General features: G+C 61.6%; 19 protein-coding genes and 1 tRNA gene. 8 read left to right on the top strand and 12 right to left on the bottom strand.

Annotation, left to right across the window (positions count from 1 at the left end):
* Window positions 1–290 precede the first annotated feature (290 nt).
* Window positions 291–1,082 carry a maleylpyruvate isomerase family mycothiol-dependent enzyme gene (locus Bravens_RS08675; protein ID WP_062022479.1) on the bottom strand — a complete coding sequence of 264 codons (792 nt, stop codon included), beginning with the start codon at window positions 1,080–1,082 and terminating at the stop codon, window positions 291–293.
* Window positions 1,083–1,258: 176 nt separating this feature from the next.
* Between Bravens_RS08675 and Bravens_RS08670 the strand changes: the two genes are divergently transcribed.
* A complete protein-coding gene (locus tag Bravens_RS08670) occupies window positions 1,259–1,843 on the top strand; it encodes a MarR family winged helix-turn-helix transcriptional regulator (RefSeq protein ID WP_082791105.1) in 585 nt (194 codons plus the stop codon).
* A 41-nt stretch (window positions 1,844–1,884) separates the two neighbouring features.
* Here Bravens_RS08670 and Bravens_RS08665 read toward each other — a convergent pair whose 3' ends face one another.
* Entirely contained in the window at window positions 1,885–3,012 is a 1,128-nt protein-coding gene (locus Bravens_RS08665; RefSeq protein ID WP_062022472.1) for a diacylglycerol/lipid kinase family protein, read from the bottom strand.
* A 99-nt stretch (window positions 3,013–3,111) separates the two neighbouring features.
* On the opposite strand from Bravens_RS08665, the gene serS reads away from it, so the two are divergent.
* On the top strand, window positions 3,112–4,398 hold the full coding sequence (gene serS, locus Bravens_RS08660; RefSeq protein ID WP_062022469.1) for a serine--tRNA ligase: 1,287 nt from the start codon (window positions 3,112–3,114) through the stop codon (window positions 4,396–4,398).
* Between the two features lie 37 nt (window positions 4,399–4,435).
* The gene (locus Bravens_RS08655) at window positions 4,436–5,269 is read left to right on the top strand and encodes an HAD family hydrolase (protein ID WP_062022466.1); all 834 of its coding nucleotides are present in this window, start codon (window positions 4,436–4,438) and stop codon (window positions 5,267–5,269) included.
* Here the strand turns inward: Bravens_RS08655 and Bravens_RS08650 are convergent.
* From Bravens_RS08650 to ilvA, 5 genes are all read right to left on the bottom strand, one after another.
* Window positions 5,252–6,133 (bottom strand): HAD family hydrolase, encoded by an 882-nt coding sequence (locus Bravens_RS08650; protein WP_062022464.1) that lies wholly within the window; start codon window positions 6,131–6,133, stop codon window positions 5,252–5,254. The two genes, Bravens_RS08655 and Bravens_RS08650, sit on opposite strands and share 18 nt — an antisense overlap.
* Window positions 6,130–6,702, bottom strand: a complete 573-nt coding sequence (locus Bravens_RS08645; protein WP_062022461.1) for a hypothetical protein — start codon at window positions 6,700–6,702, stop codon at window positions 6,130–6,132. Before Bravens_RS08645 ends, Bravens_RS08650 begins: the two co-directional genes overlap by 4 nt.
* Window positions 6,703–6,712: 10 nt before the next feature.
* Window positions 6,713–7,243 carry a proteasome activator gene (locus Bravens_RS08640; protein WP_062022458.1) on the bottom strand — a complete coding sequence of 177 codons (531 nt, stop codon included), beginning with the start codon at window positions 7,241–7,243 and terminating at the stop codon, window positions 6,713–6,715.
* On the bottom strand, window positions 7,236–8,384 hold the full coding sequence (locus Bravens_RS08635; RefSeq protein WP_157452738.1) for an NAD(P)H-quinone oxidoreductase: 1,149 nt from the start codon (window positions 8,382–8,384) through the stop codon (window positions 7,236–7,238). The genes Bravens_RS08640 and Bravens_RS08635 overlap by 8 nt, the downstream gene beginning before the upstream one ends.
* A gap of 190 nt (window positions 8,385–8,574) precedes the next feature.
* Window positions 8,575–9,834 (bottom strand): threonine ammonia-lyase IlvA, encoded by a 1,260-nt coding sequence (ilvA, locus tag Bravens_RS08630; protein WP_167346407.1) that lies wholly within the window; start codon window positions 9,832–9,834, stop codon window positions 8,575–8,577.
* Between the two features lie 144 nt (window positions 9,835–9,978).
* On the opposite strand from ilvA, the gene Bravens_RS08625 reads away from it, so the two are divergent.
* The 3 genes from Bravens_RS08625 to Bravens_RS08615 all read left to right on the top strand — a co-directional run bounded on the left by Bravens_RS08625 (window position 9,979) and on the right by Bravens_RS08615 (window position 14,031).
* Window positions 9,979–12,225, top strand: coding sequence for a maltokinase N-terminal cap-like domain-containing protein (locus tag Bravens_RS08625; protein WP_062022455.1), 2,247 nt, complete (start codon window positions 9,979–9,981; stop codon window positions 12,223–12,225).
* A 178-nt stretch (window positions 12,226–12,403) separates the two neighbouring features.
* Window positions 12,404–13,804, top strand: a complete 1,401-nt coding sequence (locus Bravens_RS08620) for a hypothetical protein (RefSeq protein ID WP_157452737.1) — start codon at window positions 12,404–12,406, stop codon at window positions 13,802–13,804.
* Window positions 13,805–13,944: 140 nt separating this feature from the next.
* Window positions 13,945–14,031: transfer RNA gene (locus tag Bravens_RS08615), tRNA-Ser, on the top strand.
* A gap of 248 nt (window positions 14,032–14,279) precedes the next feature.
* Here Bravens_RS08615 and Bravens_RS08610 read toward each other — a convergent pair.
* From Bravens_RS08610 to Bravens_RS08590, 5 genes are all read right to left on the bottom strand, one after another.
* Window positions 14,280–14,915, bottom strand: coding sequence for a TetR/AcrR family transcriptional regulator (locus Bravens_RS08610; RefSeq protein WP_062022450.1), 636 nt, complete (start codon window positions 14,913–14,915; stop codon window positions 14,280–14,282).
* Window positions 14,905–16,599, bottom strand: a complete 1,695-nt coding sequence (locus Bravens_RS08605; protein WP_062022446.1) for an AMP-binding protein — start codon at window positions 16,597–16,599, stop codon at window positions 14,905–14,907. Before Bravens_RS08605 ends, Bravens_RS08610 begins: the two co-directional genes overlap by 11 nt.
* 46 nt (window positions 16,600–16,645) lie before the next feature.
* Entirely contained in the window at window positions 16,646–17,407 is a 762-nt protein-coding gene (locus Bravens_RS08600) for an SDR family NAD(P)-dependent oxidoreductase (protein WP_062022444.1), read from the bottom strand.
* A 65-nt stretch (window positions 17,408–17,472) separates the two neighbouring features.
* Window positions 17,473–18,618 (bottom strand): acyl-CoA dehydrogenase family protein, encoded by a 1,146-nt coding sequence (locus Bravens_RS08595; RefSeq protein WP_062022441.1) that lies wholly within the window; start codon window positions 18,616–18,618, stop codon window positions 17,473–17,475.
* 21 nt (window positions 18,619–18,639) lie between these two features.
* Complete coding sequence (locus tag Bravens_RS08590) at window positions 18,640–19,470, bottom strand: enoyl-CoA hydratase-related protein (RefSeq protein WP_062022438.1); 831 nt, start codon at window positions 19,468–19,470, stop codon at window positions 18,640–18,642.
* A 580-nt stretch (window positions 19,471–20,050) separates the two neighbouring features.
* Between Bravens_RS08590 and Bravens_RS08585 the strand changes: the two genes are divergently transcribed.
* Complete coding sequence (locus tag Bravens_RS08585) at window positions 20,051–20,593, top strand: hypothetical protein (protein ID WP_062022435.1); 543 nt, start codon at window positions 20,051–20,053, stop codon at window positions 20,591–20,593.
* Window positions 20,594–20,690: 97 nt separating this feature from the next.
* Complete coding sequence (locus Bravens_RS08580) at window positions 20,691–21,554, top strand: MBL fold metallo-hydrolase (protein ID WP_062022433.1); 864 nt, start codon at window positions 20,691–20,693, stop codon at window positions 21,552–21,554.
* Window positions 21,555–21,582: the final 28 nt, after the last annotated feature.

Here is a 21,582-nt window from a genome sequence, read left to right as displayed (position 1 = left end):
CTCCACCCACACACCCCACCAACCACAGGCATACGCCGCGTCAGCTAAACCCCACACCCACTACGCGGGGAAAAACACATGAGGCACGGACCCCCACTACGCGGGGACTTGACAATGAGGCACCACGGCTTTCTGAGCGAGTACGTAAAAGTAACTTCGAAAGCCGAAGAAGTGCCTGGTGAGAGCGGCGCGTTTACGTAGAATTCATCTTCAGAATGTCCGGAATCCCGGAAAAACTGAGTAATTGTTATCTAAATGAGGCAAAAGGTGGCCTGAGCTGCGCTGCTCGCTCACACCCAGGGCGGGGGAGTGGGCAGGTCCTCTGGGGTAGCTGTTCCCGCGGCGCCCTTTGCGTTGTCCTGCCTGCCTGATGCCGGCCATCCGCGGCCGATCGCGTACTGCAGCAGCTCATTGAACTCACCTGTCACCTCAACCGGCCGGCTGAAGTCGGTGTCGTTCTTCTCGGTTCCGGGAGTGTTGATGTGCCACTCGGCAAGGTCTTCCCGGTCGGTCACGTGGAAGAGGAAGTTCGCGCGGGTCTCTGTCTTCTTCCAGTAGCCAAGAAGCTCCGCAAAAATACGGTCGGCGGCGGCTGTCGGGAAGTCGAGTGCCGTGTAGCCGATGTTGAGGTCAAGTGCGTGGACAAAACATTCCCGGGCGCGCGCCCATGGGATAAACGATGCGGCAGCTTCTTCACCCTGCCCCGTGCGTACGAGCACCGACCAGGCATCGTTATTCATGGTGTTGAGTGCTTGTGTGAGTTCCTCGGAAGCTTCGTGGGCCATCGTGCTGACATCCCCATCGGGGGTCGATGCCACAAGCTGCTCAATTTCGGCATCCCGTGCTGCCCGCGACGGGTACATGGGGTTTTCATTCCCAGTGCGTGCCCATTCGATCAAGCGCATAAAGGCATCGGCATTGGCGATGACGTGCATCGCGACATGCTTGCGGGTCCATCCGGGCAGTCGTGACGGGCCGCCCATTCCTGCGTGCGTCACCTGGTCCAGTGCCTGCAGGTAGAAGCCTTCGGCGAGCATCCTCAGCTGGAGATCGTCGTTCGTGCTTGGGGTGTTGTCAGCCATGTCACGACCATACCGCTGTGCTCTTGCTCGGGGCAGGTGCAGACATCGTGAGTATGGGATACTTCAAATGATTATTGCCTGTCTCGATGGCAAGGGAACAAGAAGTTGAATTTACCTTGACTTAAGGTTGCAGTGTAGAATTCGGGCTTGTTCGACCAGCGAAATTCGGCAGGTCGATGAAATATCGCGTAGACGCGGAGGGGATGGTCGTGCAGGAGGACCATACGGCGGACACGGAAGCCGGCCAGGGCGGCCCCACGCCCTATGACATCGCATCGCGTATCGGGGATATCCGCGCTGTTGACAAGTGGCGCAACATGTTCTCCGGCAGCAAACCCATGCAGGCATGGAGGCTGTGGCACCTGTTCCAGTCGAGGGTGATTGAGGGCTGCGACGCCAGCCTCAAGCAGAACACGCGAGTAGATCTGGTTGACCTCTATATTCTGGTTGCGCTCCACGACGCCCCGGATCAGCAGATGCGCATGTCCGATCTTGCCGGTGCTGTCGGCTTTTCGCCGCCCCGCATGACCTACCGGGTCAACAAACTCGTGCAGCGCGGCTTCGTCACGCGGGAAACGCAGACTGGTGACGCTCGGTCACAGTACGTGCGGATCACCGCTGAGGGGACCGAAGAGATGACTGCGGCAAACGAGCTGCACGAATTCCAGATCCAAGAAATCTTCGGCAAGGTCTTTTCGGACGAAGAGCTCGACAACCTCAGCATGGTCGCAGCTTCGCTTCTGACTCTTCGTATGCCCTGATCCGTGAACTTCCTGAACCGGTCAGCGCGGCCAGCCTCCGTCTACCCCGGCAGGTTCCACTGGGCTGAGCGCATTTGGCGACGCTGATTCGGTGTGGGCGTGCGCAGCGTCAAAGCTGCGTGAACTACCCTCATCTCGAAGTAGTCGCTCATGCCCGCAAAGTCACCGTCGAGCTGCAAAGCGAGCTCTTCTTCAGCTTCGATGGTCACAGATGAACAAGTGACGATCTCGGTGGCAAGCCCCCGCTTTCGACGGCCAACCACTGCCAGCAGAACACTCGCCCACTGTGCAATGTTCTTAGGCGTGGTCACCAGGACATTGATGAGCCCGTCGTCCGGTCGCGATCCGGGCAGCAGCTCAAGGCCCGCCTGCACTCGACCGGCATTGGCGCCCAGCACCGAGCGGATGGAGTACGACTGCACCGGTTTGTCGTCGAACTTCATTTTGACTTTGGTGCGGTTTCCAGTCAGCTGGCGGCTGCCGGCCTCAACATAGGCCAACCAGCCGATCCGCTCTTTGAGTTCCGGCGACACGGTCTCCATGACCGCTGCGTCATAGCCCATGCCGGTCATGACAACGGATGTATCAGGTTCGGCCTGCGGGCTGGTGCGCGTGCGGATGACGTCAATGTGCCTGTCGTGTCCGTACATGGCGATCTTGATGGACCATTCCGGATTTTCAAAGAACAGGCCGGTGTTCCTGGCCAGCAGGTTCCCGGTGCCGATCGGCACCAAGCCCAGAGCCACATCGGTATCGGCAATCACGTGTGCCACAGCGCGCACAGTGCCGTCCCCTCCGGCGGCGATGATGAGGTCAACCCCCTCATCGACAGCCCTCCGGGCAGCCGCGACCCCTCCGTCCTCTTCGTCCGAGGGAATGATGAGCGGCTGAGCCCACCGCGAATTGCGTGCCTCGGTCTGGGCCGCGGCGATGATCTCCTGGGCCTCTGGCTTTGTGGGGTTGTAGACCACGGCAAACCTGGGCTGTTTGTCTGACGAGGTGCCGCTGGACTCACGCTCGCTCGTCACCTTGGCGAGTTCCGAGGAACTTTGACTGTCAATGCTTCGGCGTGTGCGCAGTGCTCCGACGCTGTGACCGATCGCGTAGGCAACAAGAGCTACGACGAGTATCAGCAGGATGGTCAGAACGGTCTGCGTGCTGAAGTACATGATGCGAGTCTAGCCGCCCCGGCTGTGAGGTTCGTGCGGATCGGGACGTTCTCACTCCCGTCACCTGCACGTTCGACAGGGCCGGCTAAGCTTAGGGGCGTGATTGATCTTGTGCAGCTGAGGAACAACCCGGACGTATTCAAGGCCTCGCAGCGGGCCCGCGGCGGAAGCGTCGAACTGATTGACGACGTCCTGTCCGCCGATTCTGCCCGTCGGCAGAGCCTGACCGCTTTCGAAGAGGCTCGCGCCCAGCAGAAGGCCTTCGGGAAGAAGGTTTCGCAGGAAAAGGACCCCGAAGCCAAGCAGGCGCTCGTAGCCGAAGCCAAACAGCTGGCCGAGCGCGTCAAGTCGCTCGAAGCCGACGCTTCGGAAGCCGAACAGGCCTTCACCGCCGCGGTGCAGAAGGTTCCGAACCTCATCATCGACGGTGTGCCCTCCGGCGGGGAAGAAGACTCCGTCGAGATCCGCCGTGAAGGAACGCCCCGCGACTTCGCAGCAGAGGGCTTTGAGCCGAAAGACCACCTGGAAATCGGCGAAGGCCTGTCCGCAATCGACACCGGCCGCGGCGCCAAGGTGTCCGGATCGCGCTTCCACTACCTGACCGGCTTCGGTGCACGCCTTGAAATGGCGCTGCTCAACCTGGCAATGGACACCGCCATCGAGGCCGGCTTCACCCCCGTCGTCACGCCGACGCTCGTCAAACCCGAAATCATGTCCGGCACCGGATTCATGGGTGAGCACGCTGACGAAATCTACTTCCTGGAACGTGACGACCTCTACCTGGTCGGCACCTCGGAAGTGGCGCTGGCCGGCTACTACAAAGACGAAATCATCGACCTGTCCGACGGTCCCATCCGCCTGGGCGGCATTTCCAGCTGCTACCGCCGCGAAGCCGGATCCTACGGTAAGGACACCCGCGGAATCATCCGCGTCCACCAGTTCCAGAAGGTCGAAATGTTCGCCTTCACCCACGTGGAAGACGCCGAAGCCGAACACCAGCGCATGCTCGACCTGCAGGAAAAGATGCTCGGGTACTGCGAACTGCCCTACCGCGTGATCGACATTGCCGCCGGTGACCTCGGCGACTCCGCCGCGCGCAAATACGACACGGAAGCCTGGGTGCCCACCCAGAACACCTACCGCGAACTGACCTCCACCTCGAACTGCACCACATTCCAGTCCCGCCGGCTGAACATCCGCACCCGCGGTGAAGACGGCAAGACCGAAGCGGTCGCCACCCTCAACGGAACCGTGGCGAACACCCGCTGGATCGTGGCGATTCTGGAAAACCACCAGCAGGCAGACGGGTCGGTCAACGTTCCCGCCGCACTGCAGCCCTACCTGGGCGGCATCAAGGCGTGGGGGCCGGAAGGGCCGCGGCACTGACACACCGACCACAGCCGGATGACTCACAGGAGAGATCGTGACCGAGTACATCGTCGCCCTTGACCTCGATGGAACAGTAGTCGACTACGAGAACCGACTGTCGGATTACACCCGAGCAGTCATCCGTGCGGTGGCCAGGCGCGGTCACCACGTGGTCATCGCCACCGGCCGCACCGTCGACGGGGCACTCGATGTCGCCAACCGGCTGGGCCTCACCCACGGCTACGTGGTCGCCTCAAACGGGGCGGTCATTGTGGAACTCGATGCTGAATCCGACCGAGGATGGGACGTCTACCACGTCGAATGCTTCGACCCCGGCCCGGCGCTTGAGCGGATGTCCTCGGTGCTTCCCGAAGCCCTCTACATGGTCGAAGACACCGACCTGGTGCGCTGGTCCTCCGGGCAGTTCCCCGACGGCGACCTTGCAGTAGGCAGCGACCTGCGTGTGACAAGCTTCGAGGACCTCAAAACAAAAACGGCTACGCGAATCGTCATGCGCGAAATGACGATCGACAATGCCGCATTCGAAAAGTCTGTCCAGAACATCGGCCTGCACGGGGTCACCTATTCGGTCGGCTGGTCGAACTGGTTGGACATTCAGCCCGACGGGGTTTCCAAGGCCAGCGCCATTCAGCGCGTGGGCGTGAACCTCGGCGTTGAACAGAAGCACACGATCGGTGCCGGCGACGGTTCAAACGACGTCGAAATGCTTCAGTGGGTCGACACCGCGATTGTCATGGGTCAGTCGAAAGAGAAGCTGGGCGCCTACGCCGACATCATCGCCGCCCCGGTTGAAGAAGACGGTCTGGCCGAACAGCTGGTGAACTTCTTCGACCTGACGAAGGACGAAATCTCAGCCGAGTTCCGCTGAGCGGGCGCGGGCAATCGCCTCGAGAACAGGGGCGATGCCGCCGTCAGCCAGCGACGGGGCGCGGAATGCTGCGGCCTGCAGTGCCTGCTGGTGGCCGTCGGCTATTGCAAAGCCCGCACCGGCCCACGTGAGCATTTCGATGTCATTGGGCATGTCTCCGAACGCCGCGACTTCGGGGGAGCCGATTCCACGATCAGCGGCAAAGACTTCGAGAGTGTGCGCTTTTGTGATGCCGGGGGCCGCCAGTTCAATCAGACCCGATGACGGGTTGGAATGCGTGGGGTGGAAAATCCCGCTGGTCAGCGGGCTGACAGCGTTCAGAAGAGCCTCGGAATCATAGGAACCGGGAATCCGCACAAGAACTTTGAGCACCGTGCCGAGCGTGCTTTCTTCGCCATAGGCGATTTCGGGAGCCTCTAGGCGAGCCCGCACAGCAGCTGATTCGGACAGTTCGGTTGCTGAATCATGGACGAAGCCCGGCGACGTGAACGACCCGTCCGGAGTTTCATAGGCCAGCACTGCCTGCGGAAGAACAGAGTGCAGGCGTTCGCGGAAATCAACCAACTGGCCGGGATCAATGCCGTAGGCAGCCGCCAGCTGTCCACTCTGCATGTCGAGTACAGCAGATCCGTTGGCGCAGATGGCCCACTGAAGCTGCGGCAGCTGCGCCGCTACCGGGTCCATCCAGCGCAGGGGTCTGCCGGTGACGGGAACAACGTGTGCGCCTGTTTCGCGAACCGCATCGATGGCCTCAAGGACGCGGGTGGTGATGGGCGTACCGGTTTCCAACAGAGTGCCGTCGACATCCGTGGCGATCAGACGGATACCGGCCAAAGCGCGTTCGTCTGGCAGGTGCATGCTCATGGTGTTTCCCTTCCCGCGGTGCCCCGTACCCCTGTGCGTGTCTGGGCTTCGGCGATCAGAGCTTCGGCGTCATCGACGAACCGAGCAGCCGATGCGGCAGCGGCATCCGCTGGTCCGGCTGCGGGCTCTGGTGCTTGTGGCCCACTCTGGCCAGCGTTATCTGCTTGCCGTACAGCGACGCGTACATGAGCCGCCGCCTGCGCTGCTTCGGATACTTTTCCCGCTGCGCGGCTGAGCAGTTCGGGAAGGTCACCCACCTGCTGGCGAACATCGGCGGGGAGAACAAGCCCTTCCAGCGGCCACCTGCTGTGGGCGTATTCGGCAATGTGGGCGGCACGCTGGTCGAGTTCAGACAGTCGGTGGGTCAGTTCGACCACCGCCGTGACCGCCGGGACGCTGACGGATTCCTTCTGGGCCTGCACGGCGGTTGCGTACAGCCTGTCGACCGCGCGGCCGAAACGGTCGCGGTGCTGACGCCACAGGCCTGTTCCCAGGCGGGCATCCAGTGAATCGGCCCGCTGGTCGCCACCGTCTGACGGGCGTGACCGCAGCCAAGAAAACAGTCCCACTGCTGTCCTATTACAGGTAGTTGCCCGGCCCCGCCGGTGTGTGTCCGGGCTTCCTGACAGCCTGAGCCGCGGGGGCGGGCTGCTGACCCTCGCCGCTCATGGCCTGGCGGGCCATGATGGCGGTTTGGATGCTCTGCACCAGACCGTCAATCCACCCCGAAGCGTGCGAAATGGCGATGAGCAGTTCGCCGCGCGACGGTGTGACCGGCAGAGCGGCAGCCCCGCGATCGTATTCTTCGAGCAGTTCGTCGCTGAGAACCTCTGCGAGGTCTTCGCGTACGCCCTTGTGGATGCGGCTGAGTCTCTTGCGTCCGGCGGCATCGAGATCGTCAGTGCCGCGCAGGTCTTCCAACAGCCGGTTCAGCGTGTTGCCGATGCGCAGAACCCGGGACGGGTCGGTGACATCCGGGCTTTCCTCATCACCTTCCGCGCTGTTTTCTTCGCCGCTTTCAGTGATGGAATCCGTATCTGCATCAGCAGTCGGCTGCTGTTCTTCTTCGGATTCGATGAGGGTTTCAGCTGTGTTGTTCGCGTCAGTCATGTGCACCTACCTTGAGGATTACCTTGCCGATGGCTTCGCCGTCTTCCAAAAGACGGTGGGCTTCGGCGACGTCGTCAATGGGAAGTTCCCGGTACACCACCGGGGCGATGCGGCCGCTTGCCACGTGCGGCCAGAAGTCCTGCAGAAGGCCCGCAACGACGGCTGCTTTCTGTTCTTCCGAACGGGCGCGCAGGGTCGTGGCGATGACCGTCTGCCTGCGCACCATGAGCCGGCCCAAGTTGAGTTCGGCCTTCGCACCGCCCTGCAGGCTGATGACCACCAGCCGGCCGTCGCGCGTGAGTGCTTCCGTGTTCTTTTCGAGGTAGGCCGCACCCATGATGTCGAGGATGACGTCAGCGCCAGGCCTGCGGCTGTCGTCGCGTGGAAGCCCGAAGAAATTGGGGGAGTCGGGCTGCTGGGCATCCCCCGTAATCTGCTTGATGCGGTCAACGAAGTCTTCTTCGCGGTAGTTGATGACGGCATCTGCACCCAGTTTGCGGCAGAACTCGGCTTTGCGCTGGCTGCCGACCGTGACGGCTGTTTTTGCTCCGTGGGCTTTGGCCATTTGGATGGCCGCGGTGCCAATACCGGAACCACCGCCGTGGATGAGCACCCATTCGCCAGGCTGCAGGCGCGCTGTGGTGAACAGGTTGGAGTACACGGTGGCCATGACTTCCGGCAGCGCTGCTGCTTCAGCGAACGTCATGGGGCGATCGGCACCGCTGTTTGGGTCGGTGACAGTGGGGATGGGCATCAGCTGGCCGACGGGAACGGGCACGTATTCGGCGTAGCCTCCGCCGGTGAGCAGAGCCGCCACGCGATCGCCTGCCTGCACTCCCGCCGCGCTGTGTGCCGCGCCATCTGCCGCGGCGCTGGTTCCCGCAGGCTCAGCACTTTCTGCCTGGTTGACGGAGACAACGGTGCCGGCGACTTCCAGGCCGGGGATCTGCGTGGCACCCGCGGGAGGACGGTAGTTTCCTTCGCGCTGCACGATGTCGGCCCGATTGACCCCGGCCGCGGCCACTCGCACAAGAGCGTGCCCGGGCGGACATTCCGGAACGTCGACGGCCTTTACCCACAGGGCATCGCGCCCACCGGGCTCTGGGATTGTCACCGCGCGCATCGTCGTCACTTCAGCCATGTGGCAAGCCTATCTGTCGGCACTGACACAAGCTTGAGTCCGGCACCCCGGAGGTGACGAGTCCGGCACCTCGGCGGAACAGTGTCCGGCACCTCGTCCGCGTGGGGCGGCCAGCAAACCGGAAACACAGCAAGCCCCGGTCCGGCAGCAGACCAGACCGGGGCGTTGCCGCAATCAGACGAGTGCGAACTCAGACGAACATGTGGAACAGAGGCGAGTCCTCGCCGACCTTTTCGATTTCGAGAGGCGATTCGTCCATCCGCTGCAGCAGACCGGGCAGATCAGCCGCATTGCCCAGCGTGATGCCGACAAAAGCGGGACCGGTTTCGCGCCCGGAGCGCTTCATGTACTCAAACAGGGCGACATCGTCATCCGGGCCCAGCACCTCGTCGAGGAACCGGCGAAGAGCCCCCGGCTCCTGCGGGAAGTTCACAATGAAGTAGTGCTTGAGCCCCTCCCACACGAGCGAGCGCTCAAGGATTTCCGAGTAGCGGGAAATATCGTTGTTGCCGCCGGTGAGAACACACACGACAGACGAACCCGCGGGAACTTCGAGCGGGGCGAAAGACCCTTCCGGACCGACAGAGGCCGAGGCGATGGCACCGGCGGGCTCGGCGATGATGCCGTCCACCTGGTACAAATCGAGCATTTCCTTCGCGATCCGGCCCTCCGGAACCGGGTGCAGCTCAAGGTCCATGCCGGAGATCATCTGGTACGTGACATCACCGGCGCGGCGCACCGCGGCACCGTCAGCAAAGGAGTCGATTTCGGGAAGTTCGACCGGCTTTCCGGCGGAACATGCGGCGATCATGGAAGCAGCGCCCGCCGGCTCCATGCCGATGACCTTGGTGTTGGGCATGGCTTCGCGTGCGTATTCGGCAATGCCTGCCAGAACTCCGCCGCCGCCGATCGGCACGACGATGTAATCGGGGTCGTAGCCCAGCTGATCGCGGATCTCAACACCGATCGTGCCCTGCCCGGCAATTGTGCGCGGGTGGTCAAACGCCGACACCATGAGAGCGCCGGTCCGTTCGGCGTAGCGCTTGGCCAGTGCCGAAGAGTCGTCGTAGGTGGAACCTTCAATTTGGACGGTCACGCGCTCGCCGCCGAAATGGCGGATGCGCTGGATCTTCTGCTGCGGGGTGGTGCGCGGAACGATGATCCGCCCGTCAATGCCCAGATCGTTGCACGCCTGGGCGAAGCCCTGCGCGTGGTTGCCAGCCGATGCGGCGACAACACCGCGGGCCCGTTCTTCTGGGGTCAGCTGAAGCATGAAGTTGAACGCGCCGCGCACCTTGTAGGAGCGGACAGCCTGCAGGTCTTCGCGCTTGAGGTAGACGGTGGCTCCCGTCGCGGCCGACAGCCGCTCGGAAATGTGCAGGGGCGTCGAAACCACTTTCGGCTGAATTCGCGAGGCGGCCTCACGGATTTCAGCAGCTGTTGGGGGCACCTGGGGTTTCTTGCCGTCTATTAACACGTTTTCATTCTCGACCTTTAGCTGACGGGACGGCAACTTCCCGCGTCATATCACTGAAATATGGGGGTTGGCCGATACAGTGGGAGGGTCAGTCCATCCTGGTGAGGAGAACATACAGTGGCGATCAGCAGCGAGCTTGAGCACCTGCTTTCGGAATGGCTGCCCCGGCAGTCGTGGTTTCCGAGGCAGCAGGGGGTTCTCGGCCGCGTGCTCGCATCCTCCCCGGATGTCACCCCGATGTCTTCGGTCGAGGTGTTCCACCTGGACCTGCCCAGCGGCGGTCAGGTGTACGGCTATGAATCGGTCATCGCCGTCGGCAGCACCACACCGGGTGGTGCGGAGCAGGTGTTCCGCCTCAACATCCCTCTGACGTACAGGACCGAAGAAGAGCTCAGCCTGCGCTCGCACCTCATCGGCCGCATTGACGATCTGACGCTGGGCCGGGTCTGGGTGTACGACGCCGCGGCGGACCCCGCCTATGTCCTCACGATGGTCGGGGCGATTGCCGCCGGCCGCAGCTTCCCCGGCAACCAGGTCAACGCACACCGCGTGAGCCCCCAGGCTGTTGATGTCGACGATCTGAGCTCATCGGTCGCTGTGGCCGATGCTCTCAGTTCGGCCCAGGTTACGGTTTCGGACCGCGCTAACGTCACGAACGTCGTCATTGACCGCGGCCTGAGCCGTTCAGTGCTCACGGTCTTCCGCGTGCTCAACGCGGCCACTGCCGCCGCGCTGCACATGCCGGTGGCGCTCACAAAGGCCGATTCTGCCGCTGTTCCGCACGTTGCCGGCTGGATGTCCGGTCGCTGGTTTGACGGCTACGGCCTGGAGACGTGCGAACTTCCCACCCTCATGCTGACCGGCGGTGAAGCTGAAGCTGACACCGCGTGGGCGCAGGCCGTCTGGTCGGCACTCGAAGTCGATTCCGGTTCGACCGCCAGCTTCGTCGACACCGCAGGGGCGATCGGTTCGCGCATCGGCGAACTGCACGGCGACCTCGCCGGCATCTTCGGCATTGTGGAATCCGCTGATGCCACAAGCGCGTGGATCAAGAAGTGGCAGGAGCGCATTGACTGGGCGTTTGAACGTTCACCGCTGACGCTCGAACCGCTGCGCGGCGACCTCAAACGGCACCGCGAATGGCTTGCCGGCCTCGAATCCGTGGGCGGTCTGCAGCGTATTCACGGCGACCTTACCCTGGGCAATGTCATCATGGCTCCCACCGCTGGCCCCCGGGTGCGCAACTTCGCAGAGGGCAGCGACGGACAGACCGCCGAACCGAAGCCCCCGGCCTTCGATCTGGTCGCGCTGCTGCGCTCCCTGGACTACGCCGCTGGCTACGCGCGGCTCAAGCGCACGGGAGCTCTCGAAGCTGACGAGGCGCCGCTCATCTCCGGTCTGTCACCTGACCAGCTGCGTGAAGTCACGGACTCGCCTGAGTTCGAATGGTCGAACCGGGCGCAGAACTCGCTTCTGACCGGATACTCCCGCGGTGTGGAAGGCGCTGTCACCCTGGACGACCCGATTCTGCGCGCAGTGCTCATCGACCGACTGCTGGTCGAAGTGGTCACGGAGCTGCGCAACCGACCGGCATGGCTCACCGTGCCGCTTGCCGCACTGACACTGGCGCTGCGCGGACGTCCGCCGAAGGCCACTCCGCGCGGTACGGCAGCACACCGCAGCGGTCCGATCGAACCGACGAAGGTCACAAAGACCCCGCGCGCTGAGGCTCCGGAAGAAAAACAGGCTTCGGAAGAAGCACAGGCCCCGGTTGGCAAGAAGGCTGCCAAGAAGCACGAAGGCGGAAGGGCTTTCGGTCTAGACGGCACTGCCGCTCCCGTGAAGAAGACGCAGCCTGCCGCAGATGTCGCTGGCCGCGCGGATGTTGCGGACGCCGGATCTGAGGGTGACGCTGCACAGGCATCGGCCTGGGCAGTTCCCGGTGACAAGGTCAGCGCTGAAGACTTTGCACAGCGGGCCGAACTGCAGATCCCACAGCCGGACGAACCGAAGAAGAAGCCCAAGAAGGCCAAGAAGGCCACAAAAGCCCAGGAGAAGGCTGAGGAAAAAGCTGCCGACAAGGCTGAGCCGCAGGCTCAGCCCGAGCCCAGCGAGCCTGACAGCAAGTCGGACGCGCAGGCCGATGTACTGGCCGACAGCCCCTCGGAACAGAAGGCGGATAAGCCGAGCGGCACCTCGTCAGATTCTGCAGAAGCCGAACCCCAGCCCGCACCCGCGGGCGGAGGCCTGGGCGGGCTGGTCATCGGCGACTACACCCTCCACGAAGAAGACGGCGACTACGGCGACGAAACCGAAGAAGAAGAACAGCCGCCCGCACAGCCGAAATCAGCGCGCAACAACTGACAGTGCCGCGCGGTCCTCACGCAGGTGTGGCCCAAAAGCAGTGCGGTGAACGGAAGCGCTCAAAGGCGCTTCGATAGACTTGGGTGTTGGCGGGGTTTGCTCCCGCTTGACTCAGCGCACGCAGCCAAGGAAGCAGACACCGGTGCCGGAAACCCACGACACAAGCGATAGTCCCCGCATGGAAAGTGCTGAACCGACCCACAGGGGATCGCGCAAGCCGATCCTTACGATCATCGCAGTCGCCGCGGCACTGCTCATAGCCGCCGTCGGTATTCGCGCGTGTGAAGACGACGCCGCACCATCCCAGGAACAGCAGACCGAAGCTGATTTCCTCAAACCCGAACAGACAGCACGGGTCGTCAAAGCCCTGCAGGATGAAGGCGCGGACGTCTACCAGCTGATCATCACCAAAAAACATGCCACCGCGCAGGTCTTCGAAGAAGACGGCAAACTCACCAGTCTGATGTTCAGCGAAACCGGCGAACCCGAAAAGAAGCCGGGAGGCAGCGCCCCGGCCGACGCCGCACGTGTTCCCGCTGCTGATATCAGCGCTGACGCCTTTACGGCCGCCGCCGACAAGACCCTGAACGTCATCGACCAGGCAGATCGAATCCGAGCGCTGTCGATCGAACAGGACTACGGACACTTCAACGGCCGCGACGCCGGACCGTCAGCCACGCTGCGAGTGGCAACCTCCGGCAAAGGATTCGGTGAAGGCTCGGGAACCGTCGTGTGGAGCCTCGATGCTGAGCGCATCCTCGGTGTGCCCAGTGCTGACGGGGCCGAGCCGAAAATCGCCCAGACAGACGAAGCCGAAAAGCTGCTGAACACCATGCCGGCCGTCCAAGCAATGGCCGAAGAATCCGGAACTCAGCTGGTCACAGCGCTCGAATACTACGAAGTGAAAGAAGTCTTCAGCGTTGAGTTCGCCGGGAACGAAACGAGCGCTGTTGTGCTCACTCAGGACGACCAGATGGTCCAACTGGACTTCGCCACGGGCGCACCCACGGCAAGCAGCTACACCCACTCGGGGCTCAAACCGCTCGGCGACTGGAAGAAGTTGGCAGATATCGAGCCCAGCAGTCGGCTGATGGAAGCCGTGGAAGACCTCGAAATTCCAACCGCCTCCGCTGGGGCTCCGAAGGGTGCGGGAGCTGCGCTGTTCAATGCCGACAAGCGAACACCAGCACCGGAAGCTGAACCGAGCAGCGAAGCCGAGGGGACCGAGGAGGCGAGTAGTACCTCGGAAGCGGCAGAGGAAGCGGCTGACGAGGGAGCCAGCGAGGCAGCCGGGCAGCCGGATGGTGACGAATCGGAAGGTGCGGGAGCCGAACAGACTCCCGGCGCCTCGGAATCCGCAGACCCCAGTGAGGAGCCGACAGAGCAGCAGACCGCAGATCCCGTCGACATGACCGAACTGCCCCTGCTCCTGGTGCGCCACGTTGAGGAACACGGCGATGTTGTGTTCGTCGATTCGAAAGCCGGCAATGCTGAGCGGCCCAGCAAATGGGCGCTGACCGACGGCAAGCCTCTGGACGAGGACCTGCAGAAGGCATACTGGACTCGCGTCAGCCAGTAGGGTTGTCAGCGGCGCGTGACTGTTGGTTGTTGGAGCTGAAGCTTGGCAAGCGGCGGCTGGCGGTTAACAGTTGGCGAGGGGCGGCACCTCGCGAGCGTTTCACCTTCGTGTGGCACAATGGTGTGGCGCTGTGCGCATCAGGTGAGTTGACAGAGCGGCCGAATGTGACGGTCTTGAAAACCGTTGAGTCCTCACGGGCTCCGTGGGTTCAAATCCCACACTCACCGCCGGACACCCCGGCAGTTCCTAGAACTGCCGGGGTTTTCTGTTGGGGTAGGCGGTGCCGGGTGTGGCGCACGGAAACACCCGTTAGCCGGATTCTGCGGCTTAGCCGCAAGGAAACACCCGTTAGCCGGGATCTGCGCTTTAGCCGCCACTGCTAAGGGGAGTTTTTGTTGCTAAAGCGTGGCTGGACCTAGGGGAGAGGCGCCGAGGTGCCGGGCGGGGTCCGGCTGGTGACGAGAGACTCGGAAGCTCACCCTTTGTCGGATGCCTCGGTGTTGCTCAATACAACGGTGCGAATCTGCTGAGAGATATACGCATCAAGATCGACTCCGATTCGCTGGAAGTACCAATGCTTGAGCGCCCACATGTGTGCGATCACCATGAGGTCGTGACCAAGCGTCTGGGCATCCACATTGCGAAGTTTCCCGGCGTCGATGGCAGCAGCGGCGACATCCACGAGAGGCTGCAGAGTTTCGAGCTCCTGAGCCTGAATCGACTGCAGCCCCTCCTTCGACAGCGATTTAGATACTTGATAGGTGAGAACGACCGCATGTCGCTGTTCGTCAACGATGCGACAGAACTCGGAAAACGCGGCAATCACCTTGTCCACATGGTCCGTCGCCTCGGCGATGGCAGCAGGAATTCGCAGACGGAACTCCTCGAGGACGCGGGTGATCGCGGCAAGCACGATCTGCTCCTTGTCTGAAAAATATTTGTACAACAGCCCAACACTGACTCCGGCAGACTTCGCGATCGCCTGCATGGACACCGAGTGGGTGCCCTTCTTCTGCATCAGGCGAACGGCAGCTTCGACGATCTGCCGCTCACGGAATTCTGCGCGAGCGCCTTTGACGATCGCATTGATGTCCTCGGAATCAGCTGTCATTCTTGGTGGCGACTTCCTCTCTGAGCTTGAACTTCTGAATCTTACCGCTGGGTGTGCGGGGCAGCTCGTCGAGAATCTCCAATGCCTCCGGCCAGTAGTTCTTTGCGACTCCCTTATCTGCAAAGTGCTGGCGAAGATCATCCATTGAGAGAGTGTGACCGTCCACCAAATTGACAACGGCGCAGGCAATCTCCTGCAGCCGCGGATGCGGCATCGCGACTACGGCGGCCTGCGCCACTGCCGGATGTTCGTATAGGACATTTTCAATGTAGGCAACCGGGATATTCTCGCCACCTCGGATGATGATGTCTTTCGACCGTCCGGCGATCCGAATGAAGCCCTCGTCGTCCATTTCAGCGAGGTCGCCAGTGTCGAGCCATTCGCCGTCGAAGCTCTCCGCGGTCTTCTTGGGCTCATCGAGATATCCGACAAACAGGAAAGGTCCGGTGACTTGGACTCGTCCTTCCTCTCCGGGGCCGACTGGCTCTCCAAGGGGATCGACAATGCGGACTTTCATAGCGCCTAGAGCGCGTCCGTCTGTGCCTGTGATTTTTTCTTCGGAATCTCCGGGAGCGGTCATCGTCACCAGGCCGCACTCTGTTTGCCCCCAGCCGCCGAAAACGCTGAGGCTCGGCAGCAGAGTGCGCGCTTCTTCCACCATTACGCGTGGAATCGGAGCGCCCATACAGCAGAAATGCTTGAGGGAGGAAAGGTCGTATTCTGTCGACTTCGCAGCTTCGAGCAGATCGTGGAGGAACGGTGTCGCGCTTGAGGTGTGCTGAATTCCATGCTCAGCGACTAGCCGGACGAATTCTTCGCCGTTCCACGTGTCCTGGAAAATACCCGAACCGCCGACAAGCAGGGGGAGGCACACGCCGTACATGTATCCGGTGAGGTGACCGAAAGTCGAGGCCATGTGGACGACCGAACCCTGCTTCAAACCCAAATGGTCGGGCCACGGGAGAGCCGCGGCAAGGACATTGTTGTGCGTGTGCATGACGCCTTTGGGATTGCCCGTCGTCCCTGACGTGAAGAGGATAAGACCAACATCACTGGGGTCGGGTCGACGTTCATTCCAATCGAAGACTTCGTCCGTTGAGCCGGTTGGCGGTCGCGTATTCGATGGCACCTCTTGGACTCCGCGATCGAGGAAGTCTGTCCATTTCTCAAATCCGTTCCTGGTGTCGAACTGCGTTTCCCCAGGTGTGTCCAGCACGATTGTGTGCTTCAGGTCCGGCAGGTTTGGCCGCAGGCGATCGACCATGTTCGCGTAGTCAAATTTCCGAAACAGGTTTGGGATGAATAGGACGGACACTTTGGCTTTTTTGGCCATGTATCCAATCTCCCGATCCCGGTAGATCGGTATAAGTCCATTGGTGATAGCGCCGACTTTGATAGCGGCGAGGTGGATGACCAGCCATTCGTACCAGTTCGGCAGTTGGATGCCTATGACGTCGCCAGTCTCCACTCCGAGATCTACGAGCGCCCGTGCGCACTTTTCGACGTCCTCGCTGAGCTCGGCGTACGTATGTGCGCCATAGGGATCTTGGGCGGCAATCGCCTGTGGCTGCTTTTCCTTCCAGCGCTCGAGATGGTCGAGCAGGGTCTGATTTTTCCAGACGCCCGTGGCAAGGTACTTCTCGATGATGCTGTCGGTGAGGGTGGTATCAAACAGGGTGGACATTGCAGAGCTCCTTTGCTCTTGTGCCGTACCTATGGGGTTTTGATGCTTAGGCCATGGTCAGTCCGCCGGAGACGGACAGTGTCTGGCCGGTGATGTAGGCAGAATCGGGTCGGGCGAAGAAAGCGACTGCATTTGCCAGGTCCTCAGGTTGGGCAAGTCGGCGCATGGGGATTGACTTCTCCAACGCGGCGCGCAGCTTCGGGTTGTCTTCAGAGATCGCGGCGAACAAAGGAGTGTCAGCAGGGCCGGGGCAGACGCAGTTTGCAGTAATTCCGTATCGTGCCGTTTCGCGAGCAAAAGTTTTGGTGAATGAGATGACGCCGCCCTTCGCAGCTGAGTACACGGCTTCTCCGCTTGATCCGACGCGACCAGCATCTGAGCCTATGTTTATCACTGCGCCTGACTCGGATTCGATCATGTGGGCCGCGGCCGACTGGGTGCAGTTGAGAGTCCCGAGCAGATTGATCGCGATTACCCGCTGCCAGGTATCAGCCGCGGAGTTCATAAAAGGTTCAACCTTGTCCCAGCCGGCATTGTTGACGAGGACGTCGATTTTGCCGAAGCGTGTGATCACTTGGTCGACCATGGCGTCCACCGCACCGCGATCGGTGACATCGACTGCCACCCCGATCGAGTTGTTTCCAAGTGAACTGGCTGTCTCAGCGGCTTTCTCAGCGTCAAGATCGGCCACGATGACAGTGGCGCCATCGGCGGCCAGGCGATTCGCGATGCCCTTGCCAATCCCGGAGGCAGCTCCGGTGACGATGGTGATGCGGTTGTTCAGTGGTGGGGCAGCCGGGGTAGACATGCTGTCGTCCTTTCTGTCGCAGAATGTACTAAGTCGTTTGTGGTTTATTGCGGAACCAAGAGGGATTAGGGGGCAAACTCGCGGCCGGCAGAGCTGCGGGCGATGATGAGCTTCATAATCTGAGCTGTGCCATCGCCGATCTGCATGCCGAGCAGGTCCCGCAGTCGCTTCTCGATGTCGAGTTCCTTTTTGTAGCCGTTCTGGCCATGGAGGAGCAGGCATTGGTGGACGGCGTGGTACGTCTCGAGAGGTGCCCACCATTTGCACATGGCAGCTTGCGAAGTATGAGGCAGCCCCTCGTCGCCGAGTCGAAGGGTTTCAAGGCAGAGCAGTCGTGCCGCTGTGATCTTTGTTTCCGCCTCTGCGAGGGGGAATGACACTCCCTGGAATTTTGAAAGGGGCTGGTCGAAAGCCTGGCGATTCTTTACATATGCCCATGTATCGTCAACGGCGCGCGAAGCAGTCCCGATGCACTGCAGGCCGATCAGGGCACGAGAGAAATCGAACCCCTGCATGACCTGTGTGAATGCTTGGTCTTGCTCACCGAGCAGATGGTCGGCTGGGACGCGGACATTGGAGAACTCAACGATTCCGCGAGCCACAGCGTCTTGGCCCATATCGCTGATGTGGTGTTTCGTCACTCCATGCGCATTGAGGTCGACCAGGAAAGCGGAAATCCCTCTGCCCCTCCCGGCAGCAGGGTCTGTACGAGCGAAGATCACCGTCGCAGTTGAAGTCAGCGCAAGTGACATCGATTTCGTGCCGTTGATGATCCAGTCGTCGCCATCCCGCCGCGCTGTAGATGAGGGGTTGCCGGCGTCAGAGCCGGCCGAAGGCTCGGAGAGTCCGATCGCAACGGTTGCTTCTCCGGAGGTAATCAGGCCACAGTAGTGGGAAGCCACGTCAGAATTCGCATTGCGCGCAATGACTTGGCCGACGAGGGAGCCGACAACCTGGATGTAGGCGACGGTTAGGTCGCCCCGCGCGATAGCCTCGGTTACGAGTCCAGTGGTCACTTTTGTAAGGTCGGCTCCGCCAAGACGGAGAGGAAGCTCGGGCGCGATGAGACCAGCGCGGCCCATCTCGCGGGTAATATCAGCGCCGATTCGCCCGGCCGCTTCGCGTTCGCGGGACTCACTGACGAGTCGCTCTTCGAAGGCGGACGCTTTTTCCACTAGACAATCGGCGTCAAAGGCCTGAACCATGTCCATTTCCCTCCCTCTGCAAATCCGTCAGTAGGCGCCGTCGAAGCGACTGAAGTCTGGGGTGCGCTTTTCCGCGAATGCAGCGGCGCCCTCGTGAGACTCCGGTGAGTGGGCGTAGAGGTCGAGCGCGCTCATTGCAAGGTTTGTAAAGCCTGTCTGCATCTCGGTATCAGCGTTGAACGACTGCTTGAGGAAGCGCAGTGCAGTCGGTGCTTTCAAACCAAGATCGCGTGCGCGTTCCTTGGCTCGGGGTAGGAGCTCGCCTGCTTCAACGACTTCGTTGACCAGTCCCCAGGACTCAGCTTTCTTCGCATCGACGAGTTCGCAGAAGTACCACATTTCGCGGGCGCGCTTCTCGCCGATAACTCGAGCGAGGAAAGCTGAGCCATATCCGGCGTCGAAGGAACCGACTTTGGGGCCGGCCTGTCCAAAGCGAGCGTGGGGCGCGGCGATTGTGATGTCGCAGAGCGTAGAGAGGACGTTGCCTCCGCCGACCGCAACCCCATTGACCGCCGAGATGACGGGTTTAGGGACGGAGCGCATGACTTTGTGGAGCTCGGAAATGCGAAACATGCCGTAGCGGCTTGGGCCGTAGTCTCCGGTCTGTGCTTTCTGCTTGACATCGCCTCCGGCGCAAAACGCCTTCTCTCCCGCCCCGGTCAAGATGATCGACCGAACTCGGTTGTCACCCCACGCAAGGGTGAAGGCTTCGATCAGTTCGTCAACGGTAATTGAGCGGAACGAGTTGAAGGACTCGGGCCGGTTGATTGTGATGACCGCGTACGTTTCCTCAACTTCGTACAGGATGTCTTCGAATTCAGAGGGAGCGGACTGTGGCGTTGAGTTGACGGCAGACATCTTGCCTCCTTCGTGAGTGAATATCGATTCATTAATAGTGAACATTAGTTCACGCTGCGGGTCAAGGGGTCGATCGAGGACAGGGCATCACAGGCCTGTCGCCCACACCCGTCAGCCGGATTCTGCGGCTTAGCAGCCAGGAAACACCCGTTAGCCGGATTTTGCGCCTTAGCAACCACTGCTAAGGGGAGTTTTTGTTGCTAAAGCGTGGCTGGGTGTAGGAAGAGGCACCGAGGTGCCTGGGTGGGAGCTCACGAGGTGGAGTGCGCTGCCGAGGTGCCAGGCAGGGTCCGGCTGGTGGGGGCCTAGTCGGGCTGTTTTTAGGACCTCTATAGGACAGGGACGACAAGCACGAGGTGCCTGCCCGGTTTTTCCTGTTTCGGACGGTCGGGAAACGGCCAAGGAACAGTGAGATTCCTTTGACTCGCAGTCTGTTGAACGACGGCGGCTGCTGTGGAAACGTGAATGACAGCCCCGAAGATTCGCTTCTTCGACTTCCCCGGCACCGGCCTGCAGACCGCTGCAGACGACGCGAGCAGGGGCTGAAAAATGAAGCAATCCACAACAGGAGCGAAAGTCCGTGAAGACGCTTACCCGTATTTCTACGACCACCGCAATCGCCGCCGGAATCGCCGCCGTCGGAGTCCTGGCTTCAGGCCCTGCCATGGCAACTGAAGGCACTAAGCCGGCAGTCTCCGCCCAGGCGCAGGAAGCTGCACAGCAGCAGCTGAACCCCGCACAGATCGAAAACGTCAAGACGATCATCCAGGTCGGCAAGGACAACAACATTCCCCGCCAGGGAATCAAGATCGCGCTCATGACCGCTCAGCAGGAATCGACCCTGCTCAACCTCGACCACGGCGACCGTGACTCGCTGGGCCTGTTCCAGCAGCGTCCCTCTGCCGGATGGGGAAGCCCTGAACAGATCCAGGACCCCGTTTTCGCCGCCAAGTCGTTCTACGGAGTGAACCCAGAAGTGTCGCCCAACGGCCTGCTTCAGATTCAGGGCTGGGAAAACATGGCACCCGGTGACGCCGCACAGGCAGTTCAGGTTTCCGCGTTCCCCGACGCCTACGCGAAATGGGACGGCATGGCAGAAGACCTCCTCAACCAGTACTACTGATAAACCCAGCACAGCCGACTGATTCGGGCCGGTGGGCACACGCGCCGCAAGTGCGCTGGCCCACCGGCCCGATCTCGTCCTTGGCACAATGAGAGCCATGAGCGAGGCAGCTGAAATCATCGAAGGCACGTGGGCGATTCCGGTGCCCACCCCCTTCGGCGGGCACACCAATGCCTATCTGCTGGCAGAAGACACCGGCTTCAGCCTCATCGACACAGGGTGGGGGAGTCGCGAAGGCCTCGACGCTCTCATGGCGGGCATCGAGCAGGCCGGCTTCACCCCCGACGACCTCAACGGGGCGGCTGTCACGCACCACCACTACGGCCACGCGGGCCTTCTGCAGGCGCTCAACCAGCCGAACATCTGGTGCGGCATCCACGGCCACGAACTCAAAACACTCAAAGACATCCGCGACGGCAAAGCCCCCACCGCCGGCTTCGAAGTCGCCGTACCCCGTGTTCCCGCCGGCACGGTGCTCCTGGCTGATGGCGCTCGCCTCCCGCTGTCCGGCCGCACCGTGCGGGCCGTGTGGACTCCAGGCCACACCTTCGGACACACGGTGTTCGTCGAAGACCACCCCGCCGGCACCCTCCTGTACTCCGGTGACCACGTGCCGCCGGAAGAAATCTCGCCCGCAGGCCGCCTGGGCTTGGACGTCAGCTATCTGTCCCGCGCTGTCAATGCCTACACCGAATCCCTCACAAAACTGGAAAATCTGCCGGCCGACACCCTCGTTCTGCCGGGCGAAGGTCAACCATTCCGTGGTCTGCACCAGCGGATCCAGCAGATCAATCGGGCTCGCGCCGAACGCACGGCAGCGGTCGCACTTGAAGCAGAAGGTGCTCAACAAAACCAACCACCTGGATCCTTTGCGCGCTTCGCCGCACTCATGGACACTGCGGCCCACATGCACGCGGCGGGAATCCCGGTGAGCGGACTGCCGAGCTGGCACAGCCGATAGGCTTCGCATACAGCAGATTCTCCAGCAG

The sequence above is a fragment of the Brevibacterium ravenspurgense genome (assembly GCF_001584615.1).
GTDB classification, from domain to species: Bacteria; Actinomycetota; Actinomycetes; order Actinomycetales; family Brevibacteriaceae; genus Brevibacterium; species Brevibacterium ravenspurgense.
The sequence above is the reverse complement of the archived record's forward strand: the minus strand, read 5'-3'. Positions and strand labels throughout refer to the sequence as shown.